The following is an 18,085-nucleotide window of genomic DNA, read 5'->3' on the forward strand; positions in this document are numbered from 1 at the left end:
TCGGGAGACTCTACAATCTGATCATTGCGTTCTACGATTGTACCCGTAACGGGCGCTTTCAAATCTTCTACTGCTTTCACTGACTCGACTGTACCGAAAGCTTCGCCTTTTTCTAGGCGAGCATCGACTTCCGGCAAATCTAGAAACACGATATCGCCGAGTTGGTCAACTGCAAACCCACTAATGCCGATGGTGGCTATTTCTCCTTCGAGTCGGATGTATTCGTGAGTGTCTAGGTATTTCAGGTCGTCGGGGTATGTTAGTGTCATGTGAATTCCTTGCGGTAAAAAAGTATAGTTTCCCTTCGTAAATAATATACCTCTTGCAAAAATCCTTTTCATCAATTGATCGGACGGGCTCTCAGGCCCATCCCACAAGAATTATCTTTTCTTGTGGGATGGGCCGGAGAGCCCGTCCTAATTATTTTTGCAAGAGGTCTAATATATAGCAATCCCAAGTCAGTTATGAATGTGGTTCGGGCTTGAATGCTAGATTTGTTAAGATTACTCATCCCACAACTAGATTACTCATCCCACAATTTAATTTAGGATTGCTATCTAAAAAATCTCAGGGGGAAAAACTAAAGTCCTCACTACGAACCTTATTTAATTTGGGCGGCTTTGAGAGCGATAAAATGGCTTTTTGACTACTGCAGCCGAGTAGTTTTTCCCGCGAATCTCGACTTCTAACTGCTGCCCGATTTTAGCTAGTTTTGCCGGCACAACTGCCAGGGCAACGGCCCGATTCAGTGTAGGCGATAGTGTACCGCTAGTAACTTCTCCTACTTTTTCGCTTTCAAATATTACCGGATAGCCGTGGCGCGCAATGTGCCGCCCCTGCATTTCTAACCCTACCAACCGCTTCGATACTCCATTTGCTTTCTGCTGTTCTAAAACCTCGCGACCAATAAAATCGCCTTTGCTGTCGAGGTGAACTATCCAACCCAATCCAGCCTCAAAAGGTGTAATATTCTCGTCGATATCTTGACCGTAAAGTGCCATTGCTGCTTCTAAACGCAGGGTATCTCTGGCACCCAATCCGCAAGGGACAACGCCAGCAGCTAAAAGTTTTTGCCACAGTTCTTTTCCTACTTCGATATCGACCATGATTTCAAATCCATCTTCGCCGGTGTAGCCAGTTCGGGCGATAAAACTCGGCTGTCCTAACAGTTTTGTTTCTAAGTGTCCGAATGCCTTAATTGGTGCGAGGTTGTCTTCCACAAAAGGCTGGATGTAGTTGACTGCTTCGGGGCCTTGAATTGCAATTAAAACTTTGTCTTCGGAGATGTCTTTAAAACAGATTCCGCTCAATTCTAAGTGGGCGGCAATCCAGGCTTTGTCTGTAATGCAAGTGGCGGCGTTGACAATGATTGCTGCGCGTTCTTCGCCAGTGGTAGCGTCTGGTTCTTGGCAGTAGAAAATAATGTCGTCTAGGATGCAGCCTTTGTTGTTTAGCAAGACTGTATATTGAGCTTGACCTGGTTGCAAGCGGCTCAAGTCTGAGGGTACTAAGGGTTGAAATTTTTCTATTAGTTGTTTTCCTTTCAAACAGAATTTTCCCATGTGGGAAATGTCGAACATTCCTGCTTGCTGGCGTACTGCTTGGTGTTCGCTGCTGATGCCTGCGTACTGCACTGCCATCTCCCACCCGGAAAAGGGTACCATCCGACCTTTGAGCTCTAATGATAGTTCGTACAGAGGCGATCGCGCAAGTTGACTCGGACTCTCTGGATTGTTGGGTTCAGTTGACTTTGCCACGGGTTTAGTCGCTTTTTTTGCGGTTATATTGGTTAAAACTACCTGATTTTTTTTAGTTTGTAGAGGTGGTTGAAAGTTTTTGTAGAGGTGGTTTCAACCGCCGTCCGATCTAATCTTGTTTATGGAGAATAGCGGGCTCGAACCGCTGACCCCTACAATGCCATTGTAGTGCTCTACCAACTGAGCTAATTCCCCTTTCTTTTCGCGCTCTTTATCATCCCTTAACTAACCGATGTTTGTCAAGCTTTTTGGTGAAATTAGTTTAGAGCCTTGGGGCGGCAAGGCTTTCGGCTTTTTTTTAAAATCTCGTGGCTTTTGGATAACGGTCGCTCCCTACTATGATTTAGTAAGTGTGTTGGGATATTTCGGTTAAATGGCTTAAACAAGACCCCATGAGGAAGTAAACGACTAGCAGGGCCGCGGCTGAGGCCGCAACTAGGGTGCCGGCTAGCATTAGTGAAAATTCCCGTTGCGCGATCGCCTCTTGCATTAGGTGCAAAGACCAAGCGACTAGGGCAACGTCAATTATTAAAATAGAAACCAGCATAAGTTACGATTTGTAACAGCTCACCTATTGTAACAAAAGTTTTGGCTCCGTGTACATAAGCTTACACGCATTTAATTATTGCTTTAAAACCCGCAGGGAGCAGCCAAAGGCACTGAGAAAAAATTATAGCTTTTCTTGATAATTACGATATGCAAAGTAAATGATAGCTGGCTCAGCTTTTGAAGGGGCGGTGGCGCGATCGCACTTCTTCGATTCTCGCTCGCAGTAGCCCGGATCGATCGGCTTTTTTGAGGGAGTAAGGTGCGATCGCACTTCTTCGATTCCTCAACAGCTACCGTAATCGATCGCGCTTTAATCGACAATCCTGAAATTTATTACATACAAAAGTGTAGGATATTTTAAACAAGCCTGATTAAACGCTATATCATAAATTAATGAATTTACGATTTTTATTGCAGTCTTCCGAAAATAAACCGCGTCGGCTTGTCCTATTTTTATTGGGTTTAATCACGACTTTGACAATCGCTGTAACCGCAGCTTACTTCAAAAGCGCGATCGGCCAAACACCCAATCCCATCTTATCTGTTGATGTCACAGCCGATCGCCATTCCATCAGCCCAGACATCTACGGTATGAACGATTATGCCCTAGATCCCGCCCTCGCCAAAGAGTTACGAATTCCAGTCGAACGCTGGGGCGCAAATCATACCAGCCGCTACAACTGGTTAGTCGATTCGTCCAACGCTGGCGATGACTTCTTCTTTGTGGGCGGCGGCGACAATAAAAATCCTGTTCCCGGCGATTCTATCGATAAAATTGTCAAAACCAACCGCAATAACGGTAGCAAAAGTATCGTTACCATCCCGATAATTGGCTATGTAAATAAATTGAGCATCTGGAACTGTGGCTTTCGAGTATCCAAGTACGGCCCGCAAGAAAAAACCAATCCTTACATTTTTCCAGAAGGGGACAAGTGCGGCAACGGAAAGCGTCCAGACGGCACTTTGATAACAGATAACAACCGCCTTGATGTCAGTATTACTAGCAATCCAGAATTTCAAAAAGCTTGGGTTCAACACTTAGTTAAAACCCACGGTACTGCTGAATCGGGCGGCGCGGAAATTTATCAAATGGACAACGAACCAAGTGGTTGGGGAAACACTCACCGGGATGTTCATCCAGAACAGACAAGTTACGAGGAATTGCGCGATCGCACTTACAAATATGCGTCAATGGTAAAAGCCACAGATCCCACCGCTAAGGTACTCGGCCCGTCGGATTTTGGCTGGATAGTCTATGCGGATTCTTTGGTAAAGGGCGATCGCGAAAAACACGGGGGCGTCTGGTTTGCGCGGTGGTACTTGCAACAAATGCGCGCTTACGAACAGCAAAAAGGTGTTCGCATCCTCGACTATTTTGACGAACACTACTATCCTGTCGTCGATGACCTCTGTGTGGCGAATTGTCCCGCCGGCGATGCTAAGACGCAATCCGCGCGGTTGCGATCGACTCGTTCTCTGTGGGACCCGACTTACACCGATGAAAGTTGGATTGGTAAATCGAATCCGCCGCTAACAATTATACCCCGGTTTAGAGAATGGGTAAAGCAGGATTATCCTGGTACAAAAGTCGCGATTACTGAATACAATTGGGGCGGTTTGGAATCGATTAACGGCGCGTTGACTCAAGCCGACATCTTGGGGATTTTTGGGCAAGAACAACTGGATTTAGCGACGCTGTGGGGACCTCCGAAGTCTTCTGAACCGGGTTCCTATGCCTTCCGCACGTACCTCAATTATGACGGGAAGGGCGGCAAGTACGGGGATACTTGGGTGCGATCGCACAGCACAGATCGGGGACAGTTGTCAATCTACGGATCGCAACGCACTAACGACGGTGCTTTGACACTGGTAATTATTAACAAAACCAGTAAAAAATTGACTAGCAACTTGAGTTTGAAAGGATTTAACCCAGCCGCCAAAGCTCAATTTTACACTTACAGCGAGGCGAACTTGGGGGCGATCGTCCGTCAGGATGATTTGGCTGTCAGCGCCGCCGGATTTAAGGCAACTTATCCCGCTAATTCTATCACTTTGGTTGCCATTCCCAAGGAGAAAGCTTAGTCAGTTGTCAAATCTCGTAGCATTGGAATTTTTACTGTGGCGACTAATCCCCGCTAATCTCCACCAACCTTTCACCTGTTCTCAAAAGTTCAAGCGCATCTAACAACGTTGCACTGAGAATCTCTCGCAACCGATCGTTTTATGGTAAGGATTCAGGTCTGAAAAAAGGGAATGAGCTCAGGCAGAGGAAAGTCACTCATATTGGGCATTCATAGCCTCACGGAAAAAAGTCATTACTGAGCTTGAAAACGACAGGTTTGAATCACACTCAGCAGATTAGCCGTTTCGTCAAATCGTTTCATCGAACGAGAGCCGCCAGAAACTTTCCGTTTCGTGACAGCCGAGGAGTAGAGAACGTTCGGCTTTATTATGATCCGGAGGAACCGAGGGGTCATTGAGAAAATACCACCATTGTTATGCCTGATCCCGTAAGGATTTGAGCAACAAACCTGCTGCATAACCCACAAGGGTAAACGCATCTAAATTAATTTGACAAAATGGTGGATTTGTGCATTACTAAACAACCCAGAAAACCTTCTTAAGATCCCTAACTTTAACTCCACTTAAGCAGGTTAAATCCAAACTTTAAGAATTTCTAAACTTTTTAAAGCCGGATCAATTTCACAATAGATTGGTGTTAGATTTCGAGCGTTAGCTGGCAGAGTTTAAAATTTGAACTAAATAGTTATTGTCCATTGCAGCTCGATACCGTTTCATTTTTAAACTTTGTTTAGAAGCTTTTTCTTGTTTCAGTAAAATTATTGCCAATCGACGTAGAAGTGCCAAATTTTCGGGAGAGTTTTGTTTGCGAATCCGGATTTTATTTTCGGACAATGTAACATCGAGTGTCCAATGTAAGCTATTTTCTATTCCCCAATGACTGCGGATTGCTAAGGCAATTGTTTCAGCATTACTGCTTAAGCTCCTCAAATAAAAACGAGCTTCAGTCGTGGTTTTATTCCACAGCCGTCGTTCACTAACTATCATTACAACTGTTTTTAATACCGTCCATAATGCTTGATTATGCAGAGGTGGTAATTCAGATACATCAACAGTCCAGACCTGTCTTTTTTCCCCTCGATGCTGTCCAGCTTCTACTTTTTGATAATAGTCGTATTTTTTGCCTAAATAATCTGTTATTTTTGCCAATTCAAACCATTCTTTTACGGCTTCATGTAGGAGTTTTTGATTTTCTTTTAAAGCTAAAATATAATCTCCTTTTGTAAGGATTCAGGTAAAAATAGTTCCGCTCCCGAGCCGAACAATATGGTAATGTAGTCAGATGAGCGAAAAGTCAGAGTTATCAGCAGCACTAAAATTAGAAATGGTTGACCAGTTGAGCCACCAGGAGCTGGTCAAAATTGTGCTCACCCAACAGAAGCTGATTGAAAAATTACAACAAAAGCTCGAAAAGCTCCAAGAGAGACAGCTCAGTAATAGTAAAACATCATCAAAACCACCATCGAGCGATCTGATACAGAAATCAGAGACAGCCGCTTTTGACAACTCAAAAGAGTCAGAGTCCGAGGCAAAGCGCAAACCAGGAGGACAGCGGGGACATATCGGTAAAACCCGCTCATGATTTGGGCGAGTAGATAGATATCAAATCAGCACTCCTGAGTATTGTGAGCATTGTGGTAGCCCTGAATTAAGTGATGCGATTGGTTATAGCAAGCAGCAAGTAGCGTGTGCCGGCAGCCTTACCCATTGAAGTGGCGGAATATCAACGAGTCAAATGTCAATGTAATGAAAAAAGGGGCAACTCGCGTCGCCCCTCATCTATTTAACCAACTGCAAAATTAAACTTCCACAGCAATCTTGTGTTCGGAAGCTTCCGGTGAATTTGCTTCGCTAGGCGGCACAACTTGCCAGAACTTCGGCAAGTATTCTGCCCAATTTGCGAGAATCTTGGCGGCTTTTTTGCTGCCAGTTCGATCGCACTGCATCTCGATCAACTCCTTCAATTGCGCTTCGCCGGCGGCGGTACAAACGCGCTGCATCTTGACAATTTCGCCGTTGACGTGTTCGGGGAAAGTCCCGTCTTCATCGAGGAAATAAGCCAAGCCGCCAGTCATTCCAGCGCCGACGTTGCGGCCGACTTTTCCTAACACCACGACAACGCCACCAGTCATGTACTCGCAGCAGTGATCGCCGGCACCTTCAATGACTGCTTTCGCCATTGAGTTGCGAACCGCGAACCGTTCGCCAGCTTTGCCTGCTGCTAACAGAGTTCCCCCCGTCGCGCCGTACAAACAGGTGTTACCGACGATCGCATTTTCCGAGGCATCGTAAGTTGCACCAGCCGGCGGTGCGATCGCAATTTCGCCGCCGTGCATTCCTTTGCCAACATAGTCGTTGGCTTGGCCTGAGAGTACCAGCGTCATCCCCGGCAAATTGAACGCGCCGAAGCTTTGGCCGGCGCTACCAGTGCAGTTGAGGGTGATTTGACCAGTAAAGCCGGTGTTACCGTATTGCTTGGCGATCGCACCTGCCAAACGTGCGCCGACAGTGCGATCGGTATTCACCAATTTTACACTTTTGCTCGCACTGGTTTGATTGGCGATCGCGCTTTGAATTTGGGCATCTGCGAGCAAATCATCGTCTAACACTGGCCCGTTGGTGTGTACGTCGCCGTGAATCAAGAAAGATCGATCGTTCTTAGTATCCGGTAACTTCATCAAACAATCCAAATTAATCGCTTGAGTTTTAGTTAGTTGAACCCCTTGGCGCATTTTCAGCAAATCCGCGCGGCCGATGATATCTGCGATCGACTTATAACCCAATTTCGCCAACAAACTCCGCACTTCTTCTGCTACGAAATAGAAGAAATTAACAACATGTTCCGGCGTACCGGGGAACCGCTTCCGCAACTCTTCCTTCTGCGTCGTAACGCCCACCGGACAACTATTCATGTGGCAAACGCGAGCCATAATGCAGCCTTCAGCAATCATTGCCACCGTGCCGAAACCGTACTCTTCGGCACCCATCAAAGCGCCGACAATCACGTCCCAGCCTGTTTTGAAGCCGCCGTCAACGCGCAGTAAAACTCGATCGCGCAATTTATTCTCCATCAGCACCCGGTGAACCTCTGTCAATCCGAGTTCCCACGGAGAACCAGCGTGTTTAATCGACGAGAGTGGGGACGCACCGGTACCGCCGTCGTGGCCGGAAATTTGAATCACATCTGCATTGGCTTTAGCAACACCGGCTGCTACAGTGCCGATACCGACTTCCGACACCAACTTCACCGAAACTCCGGCTTTCGCATTAATTTGGTGCAAGTCATAAATCAACTGTGCCAAATCCTCGATCGAATAAATGTCGTGGTGAGGAGGAGGAGAAATTAAGGTGACACCCGGTTTCGAGCGGCGCAAAAAGGCGATATACTGGCTCACTTTCGCCCCCGGCAGCTGACCGCCCTCACCCGGTTTCGCACCTTGTGCGATTTTGATTTCGATTTGTTTGGCGTTCATCAGGTACTCGGGAGTCACTCCGAAACGCCCTGAAGCTACTTGTTTGATCGATGAAGAAGCTGTATCGCCGTTCTGCAAGCCTTTCAAGTGAGGTAGGGTTTGTGAGAAACCGGCCGGACTCACATCGTTGAGCACATTGTATCGAATCGGGTCTTCGCCGCCTTCGCCGGAGTTGGATTTGCCGCCGATGCGGTTCATTGCAATGGCGAGTGTTTCGTGGGCTTCCGGGGACAAAGCGCCGAGGGACATTCCGCCGGTGGCGAAGCGACGGGCAACATCTGCTACAGATTCGACTTCTTCGATGGGGATGGGAGGGCGATCGCTTTTCAAATCCAGCAAATCGCGCAAAGCCGTTACCGGGCGGTTTTCGAGCTGTTGCTTGTACACTTCGTAATGGTCGTAGGCCGTTTCCGAATTTTTGTCACCAATTGGTGTCATTTTTGAGGCAGCCCCGTTGCCATTACCGTTAGTCTTAGCCTTAAAAGTAGCTACGGCTTTGTGCAAAGCCTTCGCCATTTCCGGGCTATTCATGTGATATTCACCACCGCGGCGGTACTGCACGAAGCCAAAATTTTCCAGCTTTTTCCGGTTCAATTCCGGGAAAACCTGACTGTGGAAAGACATCACCTCGTTAGCCAGTTCCGCCACGCTCAAACCGCCGATCCGAGAAACAGTGCCTTTGAAGCCCAAATCGAGCAAATCTGCGCCAATGCCGATCGCCTCAAAGATTTGCGCCCCCTGATAGCTCGACAGCAGCGAAATTCCCATTTTCGACATAATTTTCAGCAAGCCGTTTTCAACTGCTGTGCGGTATTTAGCTTGAGCCTGAGACGCGGTAATATTGGGAACTTTGCCGTGCTGCATCAAATTTTGAGTCTTGGGGTCAGACCACCAGCCACGCACGCTTTCCCAAGCCAGGTAAGGGCAAACAGCCACTGCGCCGTAACCGAGCAAACACGCGAAGTGGTGAGTGCTCCAGCATTGGGCGGTATCCACAACCAGGGAAGTTTTCATCCGCATACCGACGGCGATTAAGTGGTGGTGCACCGCGCCAACTGCCAACAAGGGCGGAATGTAAGTAAATTCAGCACTCGCGCCCGCAGCAGAGGATAAGTTTCCTTCTTCCTTCAAGACTCGATCGCTCAAAATCAGAATTCTCGCGCCCGATCGAACTGCCTCAACTGCCTCTTGACAAAGTTGATCTACTGCGCCTTGTAGACCTCCGGGCCCGGCAGCAATTTTGTAAAGAGTTGACAGTTGCGTTGCGGGGAAGGACTTTTGGTCTTTCAAGAAATCCAGTTCAGCGTCGTTGAGTACCGGGGAATCTATTTTCAGCCGCTTGGCATTTTCCGGGATTGCTTGGAGTAAATTGCCCCGCAAACCCACATTCATCGTCAGCGACATCACCATCCCCTCGCGCAGGGGGTCGATCGGCGGATTTGTCACTTGAGCGAAGCGCTGTTTGAAATAGTTGTACAGCAACTGAGGCTTTTCTGACAACACAGCCAAAGGAATATCATCGCCCATGCAGAAAGTCGGTTCTTTCCCAGAACTCGCCATCTCCACAATCACCATGTCCAAATCTTCAGCCGTGTAGCCAAAAGCAGTTTGGGTTGCTAACAGCGTTTGGGAGTCCAGAGTTGCCGTTTCCGCAAAAGGCTGTGGCTCCAAGGTTTCGCGGTGTTGTTTGAGCCATTCGCCGTAGGGGTGCCGCTTAGCAATGCGCTGTTTGAGTTGCCAATTTTTGAGAATTTCGTGGGTTTGCAGGTCAACTGCGATCATTTGTCCGGGTCCCAAACGCCCTTTTTCGACAATATCTGCTTCGGGAATATCGACAACTCCGGCTTCGGAGGCGACAATTACCAAACCGTCTTTAGTAATGCAGTAGCGGGCCGGACGCAAACCGTTGCGATCGAGCGTAGCACCTACTTGCTTGCCGTCGCTGAACACCAGCAGTGCCGGGCCGTCCCAAGGTTCTTGAAGACCGCTGTAATATTCGTAAAAATCGACAATTTCGGGATAGTCAGCCAAATCCGGCTGATTTTTGTAGGCTTCTGGCACCATAATTGTCAGGGATTCCAGGGGAGTGCGGCCCGAGTGCACCAACAATTCCATCACGTTGTCCAAGTTTGCCGAATCGCTGCTGTCGGAATTGACAATTGGGTTTAACGTATCGATATCTGCTTCAGTCCAATTCGGGTGAGATAAATTGGCTTGCCGCGCTTTCATCCAGGTAATGTTGCCCAACAGCGTGTTAATTTCGCCGTTGTGTCCCAGCAAGCGCATGGGTTGGGCGAGGTGCCAGCGGGGCATGGTGTTGGTGCTGAAGCGGCGGTGATAGACGGCGAAGGAGCTTTTATAAGCGGGATTTTTCAGGTCAGGGTAAAATTCTGCCAGTACGGCCGATCGCACCATGCCTTTATAGACGATCGTCCGACAGGAGAAAGAGCAAGTATAAAATTCTTGGCGAGTGAAGCCTGGGCGATGGGAAAGCTCGTGTCCGATGGTGCGGCGCAGCAGAAATAGCTGTCTGTCGAGGTCATCTCCGGTTAATTGCGGTGAGGTGACGATGACTTGTTCGATTTTAGGTTGATTTTCTAGGGCTTGCGGGCCCAAAACCGAAGGTACAACGGGAACTTTTCGCCATCCTACAACAGTGAAACCCCGATCGACCACAACTTTCTCTACCACCTGCCGCGCGATCTGCGCTTGATTTTCATCTGGGGACAAAAACAGCATTCCCACGCCGCAGTTTTCCTGTGCTGGAGGGACAATTCCCTGTTCGGCGAACCAGGAATTTAACAATTCCCAAGGAATTGCCGTCATCAAACCAGCACCGTCTCCAGAATCAGAGTCGGCGCTGCAACCGCCGCGGTGTTCCAGACAAGTTAAGGCTGGCAGAGCTTTTTGAATCAGCGAGTGAGTAGCTTTACCGTTTTGGTTGGCAATAAAGCCTACACCGCAGGCATCTCTTTCTTCCACTAACCAGCTTTGGCCGGCATAGGGAGTTCCTCGTTGAGTCTGATGCACGTTGCTGTTTGGATCGATCGTGTTACCCATGTTGATTGAATGTTATTTTTGTTGGTGATTGTGTGGTTGATTTGTTTTTATAGCTCGGAGAGACAATGCGCTGCCGAGCGGTGGGAGCTTAGTAAATCTTGAAACAGCACATAGCAAGCTGATTTGATAAAAATTTACGTAGATGCTACCTGCACTTAAGACTGAAACCCTGTTGGCCGATTTTAAATTATCTCGATCGAATCGCTTTGGAGATGTCTCATAGAATACGCTTCTGTTGTAGACGAGTGATTCTTTTGAAAATTGCCACCTTGCAATTTAATTTAGATACATGGCAACGGATCTAATTTTTAGAGTTTCTGATTCCTGAATCCGCTCGCTCTGCCTGGCGGGGCGAACACAGACTATTGACTTTAGCTTAATTCTGCCAACTGCGCTGGGGAATTAGTTGACACAGCGCCAGCAGACACAAAAACTACCAGCCCGCTTTGAATTAGTAGGTGCAGTGTAGCAGCGTGGTCGATCGCCGTTGAAACTCACTCTTTCGATCGTGCAGCCAACTCCCAGGCCGCAAACATCCAGTTTATCAAGAAAATTCCAAATTTGGGCTCAAAATTTTGACAACATAGTAAGGGAGGGCGAGTGCGTCGAAACACTGGCTAATACAGATAAGTTTTGTCCAAAACCTGCCCCGCGCCATTACTAGGTTGTGATTTAGTGAAACGTAAATTGTCCGATCGCGCTTCGATATTGTCAGTCTCGATTTCGCCCGTACTGGCGATCGTCCTTTGTTCAGTCTGGAATCTGGCCGCCAAAGCCCAAGAAGGGGAGAGGGCCCGGCTAACTCATGATGTCACAGCCGGCGAGGGAATTAATTCCCCAGCTTATAGCGAAAGTCAGTTAAAACTGACATCTTCCACCATTTTCAACAACGGGCAAGATGCCCGTTCCACAAAATCTCAACTTTCTGGTGGAACAGGCATCTTGGCTGTTGATCAACAGCTTATTGAAAATGGTGCAACATCTGGGTTAAAACTGACATCTTCCACCATTTTCAACAACGGGCAAGATGCCCGTTCCACAAAATCTCAACTTTCTGGTGGAACAGGCATCTTGGCTGTTGATCAACAGCTTATTGAAAATGGTGCAACATCTGGGTTAAAACCAACTGAAATATTGACCGACAGTCCTCTTAGGAGGAATTCAGCTATGAGAGAGGGGTTTCAACCCCTGTCGGACTATCGGTTTTTGACTCAATCCATCATCCGCGCTTCGACAATCAGACAAGGCCGCCAAGTGTCTTTAAACGGTCGCATTTTCCCCCTAGCTTGGACTGTGCAGCCAACAAACAGCACTTCTGCAAACTTACGAACTTGGATTGCCGATGTTGGCTTGATGCAAAATGCGGGAGTGGATTTGCTCAACACCGCCGACAGTAACAAACAACCAGTCCAGTGGTTTTCGGTATCTTTCACGGGCGCTAAAAGTTTGACAGCCCGGGCCACGGGGCCGTATCGCTATTTGGATGTTACAGATTTTGCCAGACTTGCCGGCTGGCAGATATCTGCCGAGGGCAATGTTCTAAAAATTACCTCTCCAACTGCCAATGTTATCGGCATTCGGCAAGCAGCCAGAGAATGGGGCGATCGCACAGTTCTCGATCTCGATCGCCCCGCCCCGTGGCAAGTCAACTTCGTCGATCCACCGAGCCCGTCCCCAACACCCGCACCGAAAGACACTCCCGACGACCCTACAAAACCCGCTATTCCACAAGCTATAACCCTGGCAGCGCCAAACCTCGAAACACCAGACGACCCGACCAAACCTTCCTTACCGCTCCCAGTAGCACCTGCTGCGACAATAATTGGTCAGGAATGGTCGATCGCCCTGAATGCCCAAATCGCACCCGCTTTAATTCAGCGCGCCTTTGCCACCAGCAAACAATTACTATCTCTAAAAGTCGAACCTGCGGGAAATCAAACCAAAGTCACATTTAAAATTCCATTAGGTTGGCGGCCGCAAGTTTTCAGTTTAGGAAATCCCAATCGATTAGTAATCGACATTCGGCCCGATTCCTTAGTAGAAAAAAATCTTCTTTGGGCTCCGGGCGTGCGGTGGAGGCAGCAGTATCAAACTTTAGGAACAGCTCGTTTTCCCGTAGTTTTTTTAGAAGTCAATCCCCGCCAAAAGAATGTTAAAATCAGACCGATACTCAGCAATCCGCCGACAGATAAAGGCACTGCACCTCTGTTGCAAACAGCAGAAGTTTCGGGAACGGCTGCTGCAATTAACGCAGGATTTTTTAATCGAATCGAACGACTAGCTTTAGGCGCGATCCGGCGCGACAACAAATGGCTTTCCGGGCCAATTTTGAATCGGGGGGCGATCGCCTGGAACGATCGGGGAGAATTTGCGATCGATCGTTTGACACTGCAAGAAACTTTGATAACTCCTGCAAATCAACGTTTGTTTGTTTCACAGTTAAATAGTGCCTACGTGACATCAGGAATCCGCCGCTACAATCCCGATTGGGGCACAACTTATACTCCGTTTTCTGATAATGAAATTGTTGTGACAGTTGCGGGCGATACAGTTGTCAGCCAATCTCCCGGAGGGGCTCCGGGAAAAACAAATTTTCCGATTCCAGCAAACGGTTATGTTTTGGCTTTGCGTTCCGATTTTTCCCCTGCACCTCAACTTTCGACAGGCACTTTATTGCGTTTGGAAAGTAAGACAATTCCTGCGGATTTCAACCGTTTTCCTTACATTTTAGGAGGCGGGCCGGTGTTAGTACAAAACAGTCGAGTTGTGCTGGATGCGAAGGCGGAAGGGTTTAGCGATGCCTATGTTCGACAGACGGCGATTCGGAGTGCGATCGGGCGAAATGCTGCGGGGAATTTGCTGATTGTAGCCGTGCACAATCGCGCGGGCGGGGCGGGACCAAATTTCGCCGAACTGGCGCAGATATTGCAGCAAATGGGTGCTGTGGAGGCTTTAAACTTGGATGGGGGAAGTTCGACGAGTTTGTATTTGGGAGGCAGTTTGCTCGATCGCCCGCCGTCAACTGCTGCCAGAGTCCACAATGCGATCGGCATTTTCATTCAACCATAATACTTATAGGCTTGCAGTAAAAGCCGATCGCCAGAAGCAAGCTGCACCACAGGAACAGTCGAAATAACAGCAATCATACACAGGGGAATTGGGAATGGGCAATGGCGCATGGCGCATGGCGCATTAGTAATTGTTACTAATGACTGATGACTGATGACTAATGACTTCATAGCCGATCGGCTGACGAAGGTCTAAAATCAATACAGTCCTCTGCTGACTTGCTTTCAGCAAGATTTAAGCAAAATTACCCTGAAACCTCATAATAATTCTTGTGCCAGATAATTCCCAGAACCGCCCAGAGCTGGATCTGAAGACCATATTTCCCTTCGAGCTAGATAACTTTCAGAGACAGGCGATTGTCGCCCTCGATGCAGGTAAGTCCGTTGTCGTGTGCGCTCCCACGGGCTCGGGGAAAACGTTAATCGGCGAATACGCCATCCATCAAGCACTATTTAGGGGGCGGCGCGTATTCTACACCACTCCCCTGAAAGCTCTCTCCAACCAAAAGCTGCGCGACTTCCGCAGAGAATTTGGAGACGAGATGGTAGGTTTGCTGACGGGCGACATCTCCGTCAATCGAGATGCGCCGATTTTGGTGATGACTACCGAAATATTTCGGAATATGCTCTACGGTACGCCGATCGGAGCTGTGGGTACTTCCCTCACCGGAGTCGAAACCGTGGTGCTCGACGAATGTCACTACATGAACGATCGCCAGCGCGGTACAGTCTGGGAAGAATCGATCATCTACTGTTCCAGCGAAATTCAACTGCTGGCGCTCTCAGCCACCGTCGCCAATAGCGGCCAACTGACAGACTGGATTAACAAAGTCCACGGGCCCACAGAGCTCGTCTACTCAGACTTTCGGCCGGTACCGCTGCAATTCCACTTCGCCAATCAAAAAGGCATATTCCCCCTCCTAGACGAAACCGGCAAAAGAGCGAATATCCGGCTAGTCCCCAAAAAGAAGCAAAAAGCAGAAAGAGGCAGCATTCCTACTCCCAGTTTGACCGATGTTTTGTGTCGGTTGGACGATCGAGATATGCTCCCAGCAATCTACTTCATCTTCAGCCGTCGCGGGTGCGACCAAGCAGTCGCAGAAGTCGGAAATTTATCCCTGGTTAACGAAGCCGAAACAGCCGAACTCAAACGCATCATTGACAATTTTTTAGAGCGAAACCCAGAAGCAGAACGTTTAGGTCAAAAAGAAGCACTTTTAAAAGGCATCGCAGCCCACCACGCAGGCATTTTGCCCGCTTGGAAAGGCTTAGTAGAAGAACTCTTCGGTAGAGGTTTGATTAAAGTTGTATTTGCCACCGAAACCCTCGCAGCCGGGATTAATATGCCCGCCCGCACCACAGTCATTTCCACCCTGTCCAAACGCACCGACAAAGGACACCGACTGCTAAACGCTTCAGAATTCCTGCAAATGGCCGGTCGGGCCGGTCGGCGGGGGATGGACAAGCTCGGGCACGTAGTAGCAGTTCAGACGCGCTTTGAAGGCGCAAAAGAAGCCTCCTATTTGGCAACAGCCAAAGCCGACCCCCTCGCCAGTCAATTTACGCCCAGCTACGGCATGGTGCTGAACTTACTGCAAACTCACACGATCGATCAAGCTCAAGAGTTGGTAGAGCGGAGCTTTGGCCAATACCTGTCAACCTTGTACTTGCAGCCGCAGCAAGCAGAATTAGACCGGCTGCAAACAGAATTGGCGGTGCTCGAAAAGTCCCTGGCGGCTGGAGGCAATGTCTCTAGCATGGAAAAACACCTCGCCCATTACGAAAAATTGCAGGGAAGGCTCAAAGAAGACAAACGTTTGCTCAAAACTCTATTGCAGCAAGCAGAAGAAGCTCGAATCAAGGAGATGTCCGTAGCTGTAGCTTTTGCAGTGCTCGGCACGGTTTTGAGCCTCAAGGGAAAGCACGTTCCCACAGCTAAACGATCGCACACAACTCCCGTGCCCGCCGTACTGGTTGCCAAAATCGCAGGTTCGGGCCAAGCACCAAATTTGGTGTGCTTGGGCAAAGATAACCGCTGGTATATCGTCGCCATTAGCGATGTCGCCGCCCTGCACGCCGAACTACCCCGTTTTAGCGCCGCAGATACCTTGAACCCGCCGCCGGAAATGACCCTCAGACTCGGCCAGTGCCGCTTGGGAAACGAAGAAACTATTTCAATTGCTCAATTAATCCCAGAATTGCCAGCACCGGAACCGAGCCCGGAGGCGATCGAGCAACAGCAAAAAATCGCAGTCCTAGAAGCTAAACTAGAAACTCACCCTGTTCTAGAATGGGGCAATCCCGGTACCTTGCTCAAGCGCCAGCGCCGCCGGGAAGAATTCAAAAAAGAAATCCGCAAAAGCGAACAAGACTTAGAAAAGCAGCAAGCCCGCTACTGGGAAGAATTTCTCAACTTAATCGACATTTTGCTGAACTTCGGCTGTTTGGAAAGAGTAATTTCGCCAGATGGAAACCGAGACGAGACCTCCGACAGGTTAGTACCCACCATCTTGGGTCAAGCCTGCGCTGCCATTCGCGGCGATAACGAACTGTGGTTGGGTTTGTCGCTGATGTCGGCGGAGTTTGACGAACTCGACCCCCACCACCTCGCTGCTGCTTGCGCTGCTTTGGTGACGGAAGTTTCCAGGCCCGACAGTTGGACTCACTACTCGCTGTCGCCGGAAGTTTTGGCACCTTTGGACAACCTGCAAAAAGGGCTGCGGCGCAGGTTGTTTCAAGTGCAGCGCAAGCACGAAGCTGCGATCCCGATTTGGCTGGAACGCGATTTAGTGACTTTGGTAGAACAGTGGGCTGTGGGTGTTGAATGGCTGGAACTGATTAGCCATACGAGTTTGGATGAAGGGGATGTGGTGCGGATTTTGCGCCGGACTTTGGATTTCTTGTCTCAGATTCCTCACGTTCCTCATGTTTCCGATGGTTTGCGCCGAAATGCTTCTCGGGCGATGCAGTTGATCGATCGATTCCCAGTGAATGAAGCTGCAACGCCAGAAAATAGTTGACAGGAAAGCTGTTGACAGGAAAGCTGTTGACAGGAAAGCTGTTGACTGTTGCATAAAGTAAGCTGTCGGGCATCTAAACTTTATTTTGGGTTTTTCAATCCAAATGCACGCAGATTTTAATCTAATATCGTTTCCGGCTGCATCGGTATGGTTCAAATGTCCAAACAGTCAACAGTCAACAGTCAACAGTCAACAGCCAACAGTCATGAGGAATACACCCACATTTAAAATCCAAAATCGATAGATCGCATATTGTCCTGATTCAGGTTGCAGCACAGGATAAAAAATTGTACGGTGCGGATGGATCTCTCGAAATTGTTATTGAAATTTTATCTAGCGGTGTGGTGGATAATTATCGTGTCAATGCAACAAAATAAACAACCCGGTTCAATGCCTGAAGCCTGCTCCCAGAGTCAAAAAAATCGCTTTTTCACTTTCTGCCAAAGAGTCTTAATTGGAACTCTAGCAAGTACATTACTAAATATATTCATCCTATTTCCCTCAGCGAGTTTCGCAGAAGTAGTTCTGGGGGTTGTTCGCAGCTCCGAAAATTCTCCCGACTGGGTGAAGATTACCACCCGCCTCTGGGAAAGCGGTATTGCTTACAAACCAATCAATCTCGAAGAAATTAAAAATGTGGCGGATTTAGCCGGCGTAAACGTCCTGTTTTTGCCCAATATTGAAACTTTGACTCCGGCACAAATTAAAGTTTTAGAAGCTTGGGCATCCCGAGGCGGCCGCTTGATTGCTTCGGGCCCAGTCGGCCGCAGTTCCCCGGCTTTAGTCCGGCAATCTTTACGATCGCTGCTTGGGGCCTATTGGGCTTTTCCGTTAACCCAGCCGGCGGAACCGGAACCGCGCACGCGCTGTCGGGATCTCGCCTGCACCACTTCTAGCAATTGGATGCCCCCGGCACAACAAAATGCCTCAGTTCAAGGCGGTGTCCTGATTCCCGCCGACGCGAACAGCCAAACAGTCGCGACTTGGAAAAATAGCTCCGGTTCCTCCGCGGCGATCGCCACCGATCGCGCTACCTATCTCGGCTGGCGCTGGGGTAGCGACGGTTCGGCAAAGAC

At 48.7% G+C, this 18,085-nt stretch carries 9 protein-coding genes, 1 tRNA gene and 2 pseudogenes; 5 read left to right on the forward strand and 7 right to left on the reverse strand.

Features of this window, described 5'->3' with window-relative positions:
- From IQ270_RS19770 to IQ270_RS19785, 4 genes are all read right to left on the reverse strand, one after another.
- A partial coding sequence (locus IQ270_RS19770; protein WP_193974848.1) for a glycine cleavage system protein H occupies positions 1 to 269 on the reverse strand: 269 nt, incomplete at its 3' end.
- A gap of 336 nt (positions 270 to 605) precedes the next feature.
- A complete protein-coding gene (gene gcvT / locus IQ270_RS19775; protein ID WP_193974849.1) occupies positions 606 to 1,757 on the reverse strand; it encodes a glycine cleavage system aminomethyltransferase GcvT in 1,152 nt (383 codons plus the stop codon).
- A 122-nt stretch (positions 1,758 to 1,879) separates the two neighbouring features.
- A tRNA-Ala gene (locus tag IQ270_RS19780) sits at positions 1,880 to 1,952 on the reverse strand.
- Positions 1,953 to 2,100: 148 nt separating this feature from the next.
- Positions 2,101 to 2,304 (reverse strand): hypothetical protein, encoded by a 204-nt coding sequence (locus IQ270_RS19785; protein WP_193974850.1) that lies wholly within the window; start codon positions 2,302 to 2,304, stop codon positions 2,101 to 2,103.
- 395 nt (positions 2,305 to 2,699) lie between these two features.
- On the opposite strand from IQ270_RS19785, the gene IQ270_RS19795 reads away from it, so the two are divergent.
- Positions 2,700 to 4,388 carry a glycoside hydrolase family 44 protein gene (locus IQ270_RS19795; protein WP_193974852.1) on the forward strand — a complete coding sequence of 563 codons (1,689 nt, stop codon included), beginning with the start codon at positions 2,700 to 2,702 and terminating at the stop codon, positions 4,386 to 4,388.
- A gap of 236 nt (positions 4,389 to 4,624) precedes the next feature.
- Here the strand turns inward: IQ270_RS19795 and IQ270_RS19800 are convergent.
- A pseudogene (locus IQ270_RS19800) lies at positions 4,625 to 4,850 on the reverse strand (transposase); the annotation flags it as partial.
- A gap of 189 nt (positions 4,851 to 5,039) precedes the next feature.
- Positions 5,040 to 5,618 (reverse strand): ISAs1 family transposase, encoded by a 579-nt coding sequence (locus IQ270_RS19805; RefSeq protein ID WP_339384236.1) that lies wholly within the window; start codon positions 5,616 to 5,618, stop codon positions 5,040 to 5,042.
- Positions 5,619 to 5,670: 52 nt separating this feature from the next.
- Between IQ270_RS19805 and IQ270_RS19810 the strand changes: the two genes are divergently transcribed.
- The gene (locus IQ270_RS19810; protein WP_193974853.1) at positions 5,671 to 5,970 is read left to right on the forward strand and encodes a DUF6444 domain-containing protein; all 300 of its coding nucleotides are present in this window, start codon (positions 5,671 to 5,673) and stop codon (positions 5,968 to 5,970) included.
- Positions 5,971 to 6,187: 217 nt separating this feature from the next.
- Here IQ270_RS19810 and IQ270_RS19815 read toward each other — a convergent pair whose 3' ends face one another.
- Positions 6,188 to 10,921, reverse strand: a complete 4,734-nt coding sequence (locus IQ270_RS19815) for a glutamate synthase-related protein (protein ID WP_193974854.1) — start codon at positions 10,919 to 10,921, stop codon at positions 6,188 to 6,190.
- 675 nt (positions 10,922 to 11,596) lie between these two features.
- On the opposite strand from IQ270_RS19815, the gene IQ270_RS19820 reads away from it, so the two are divergent.
- The 3 genes and pseudogenes from IQ270_RS19820 to IQ270_RS19830 all read left to right on the forward strand — a co-directional run.
- Positions 11,597 to 13,990 (forward strand): phosphodiester glycosidase family protein, encoded by a 2,394-nt coding sequence (locus IQ270_RS19820; RefSeq protein WP_339384235.1) that lies wholly within the window; start codon positions 11,597 to 11,599, stop codon positions 13,988 to 13,990.
- 271 nt (positions 13,991 to 14,261) lie between these two features.
- Positions 14,262 to 17,009 (forward strand): DEAD/DEAH box helicase, encoded by a 2,748-nt coding sequence (locus IQ270_RS19825; RefSeq protein WP_193974856.1) that lies wholly within the window; start codon positions 14,262 to 14,264, stop codon positions 17,007 to 17,009.
- A 390-nt stretch (positions 17,010 to 17,399) separates the two neighbouring features.
- A pseudogene (locus IQ270_RS19830) lies at positions 17,400 to 18,085 on the forward strand (hypothetical protein); the annotation flags it as partial.

It is taken from the genome of Microcoleus sp. LEGE 07076, assembly GCF_015207455.1.
Lineage (GTDB): Bacteria > Cyanobacteriota > Cyanobacteriia > Cyanobacteriales > Microcoleaceae > Microcoleus.

Coding starts and splice junctions, on each gene's coding strand:
- IQ270_RS19815 (WP_193974854.1), bottom strand. CDS start 10,921: ATGGGTAACACGATCGATCCAAACAGCAACGTGCATCAGACTCAACGA.
- IQ270_RS19810 (WP_193974853.1), top strand. CDS start 5,671: ATGAGCGAAAAGTCAGAGTTATCAGCAGCACTAAAATTAGAAATGGTT.
- IQ270_RS19795 (WP_193974852.1), top strand. CDS start 2,700: ATGAATTTACGATTTTTATTGCAGTCTTCCGAAAATAAACCGCGTCGG.
- IQ270_RS19785 (WP_193974850.1), bottom strand. CDS start 2,304: ATGCTGGTTTCTATTTTAATAATTGACGTTGCCCTAGTCGCTTGGTCT.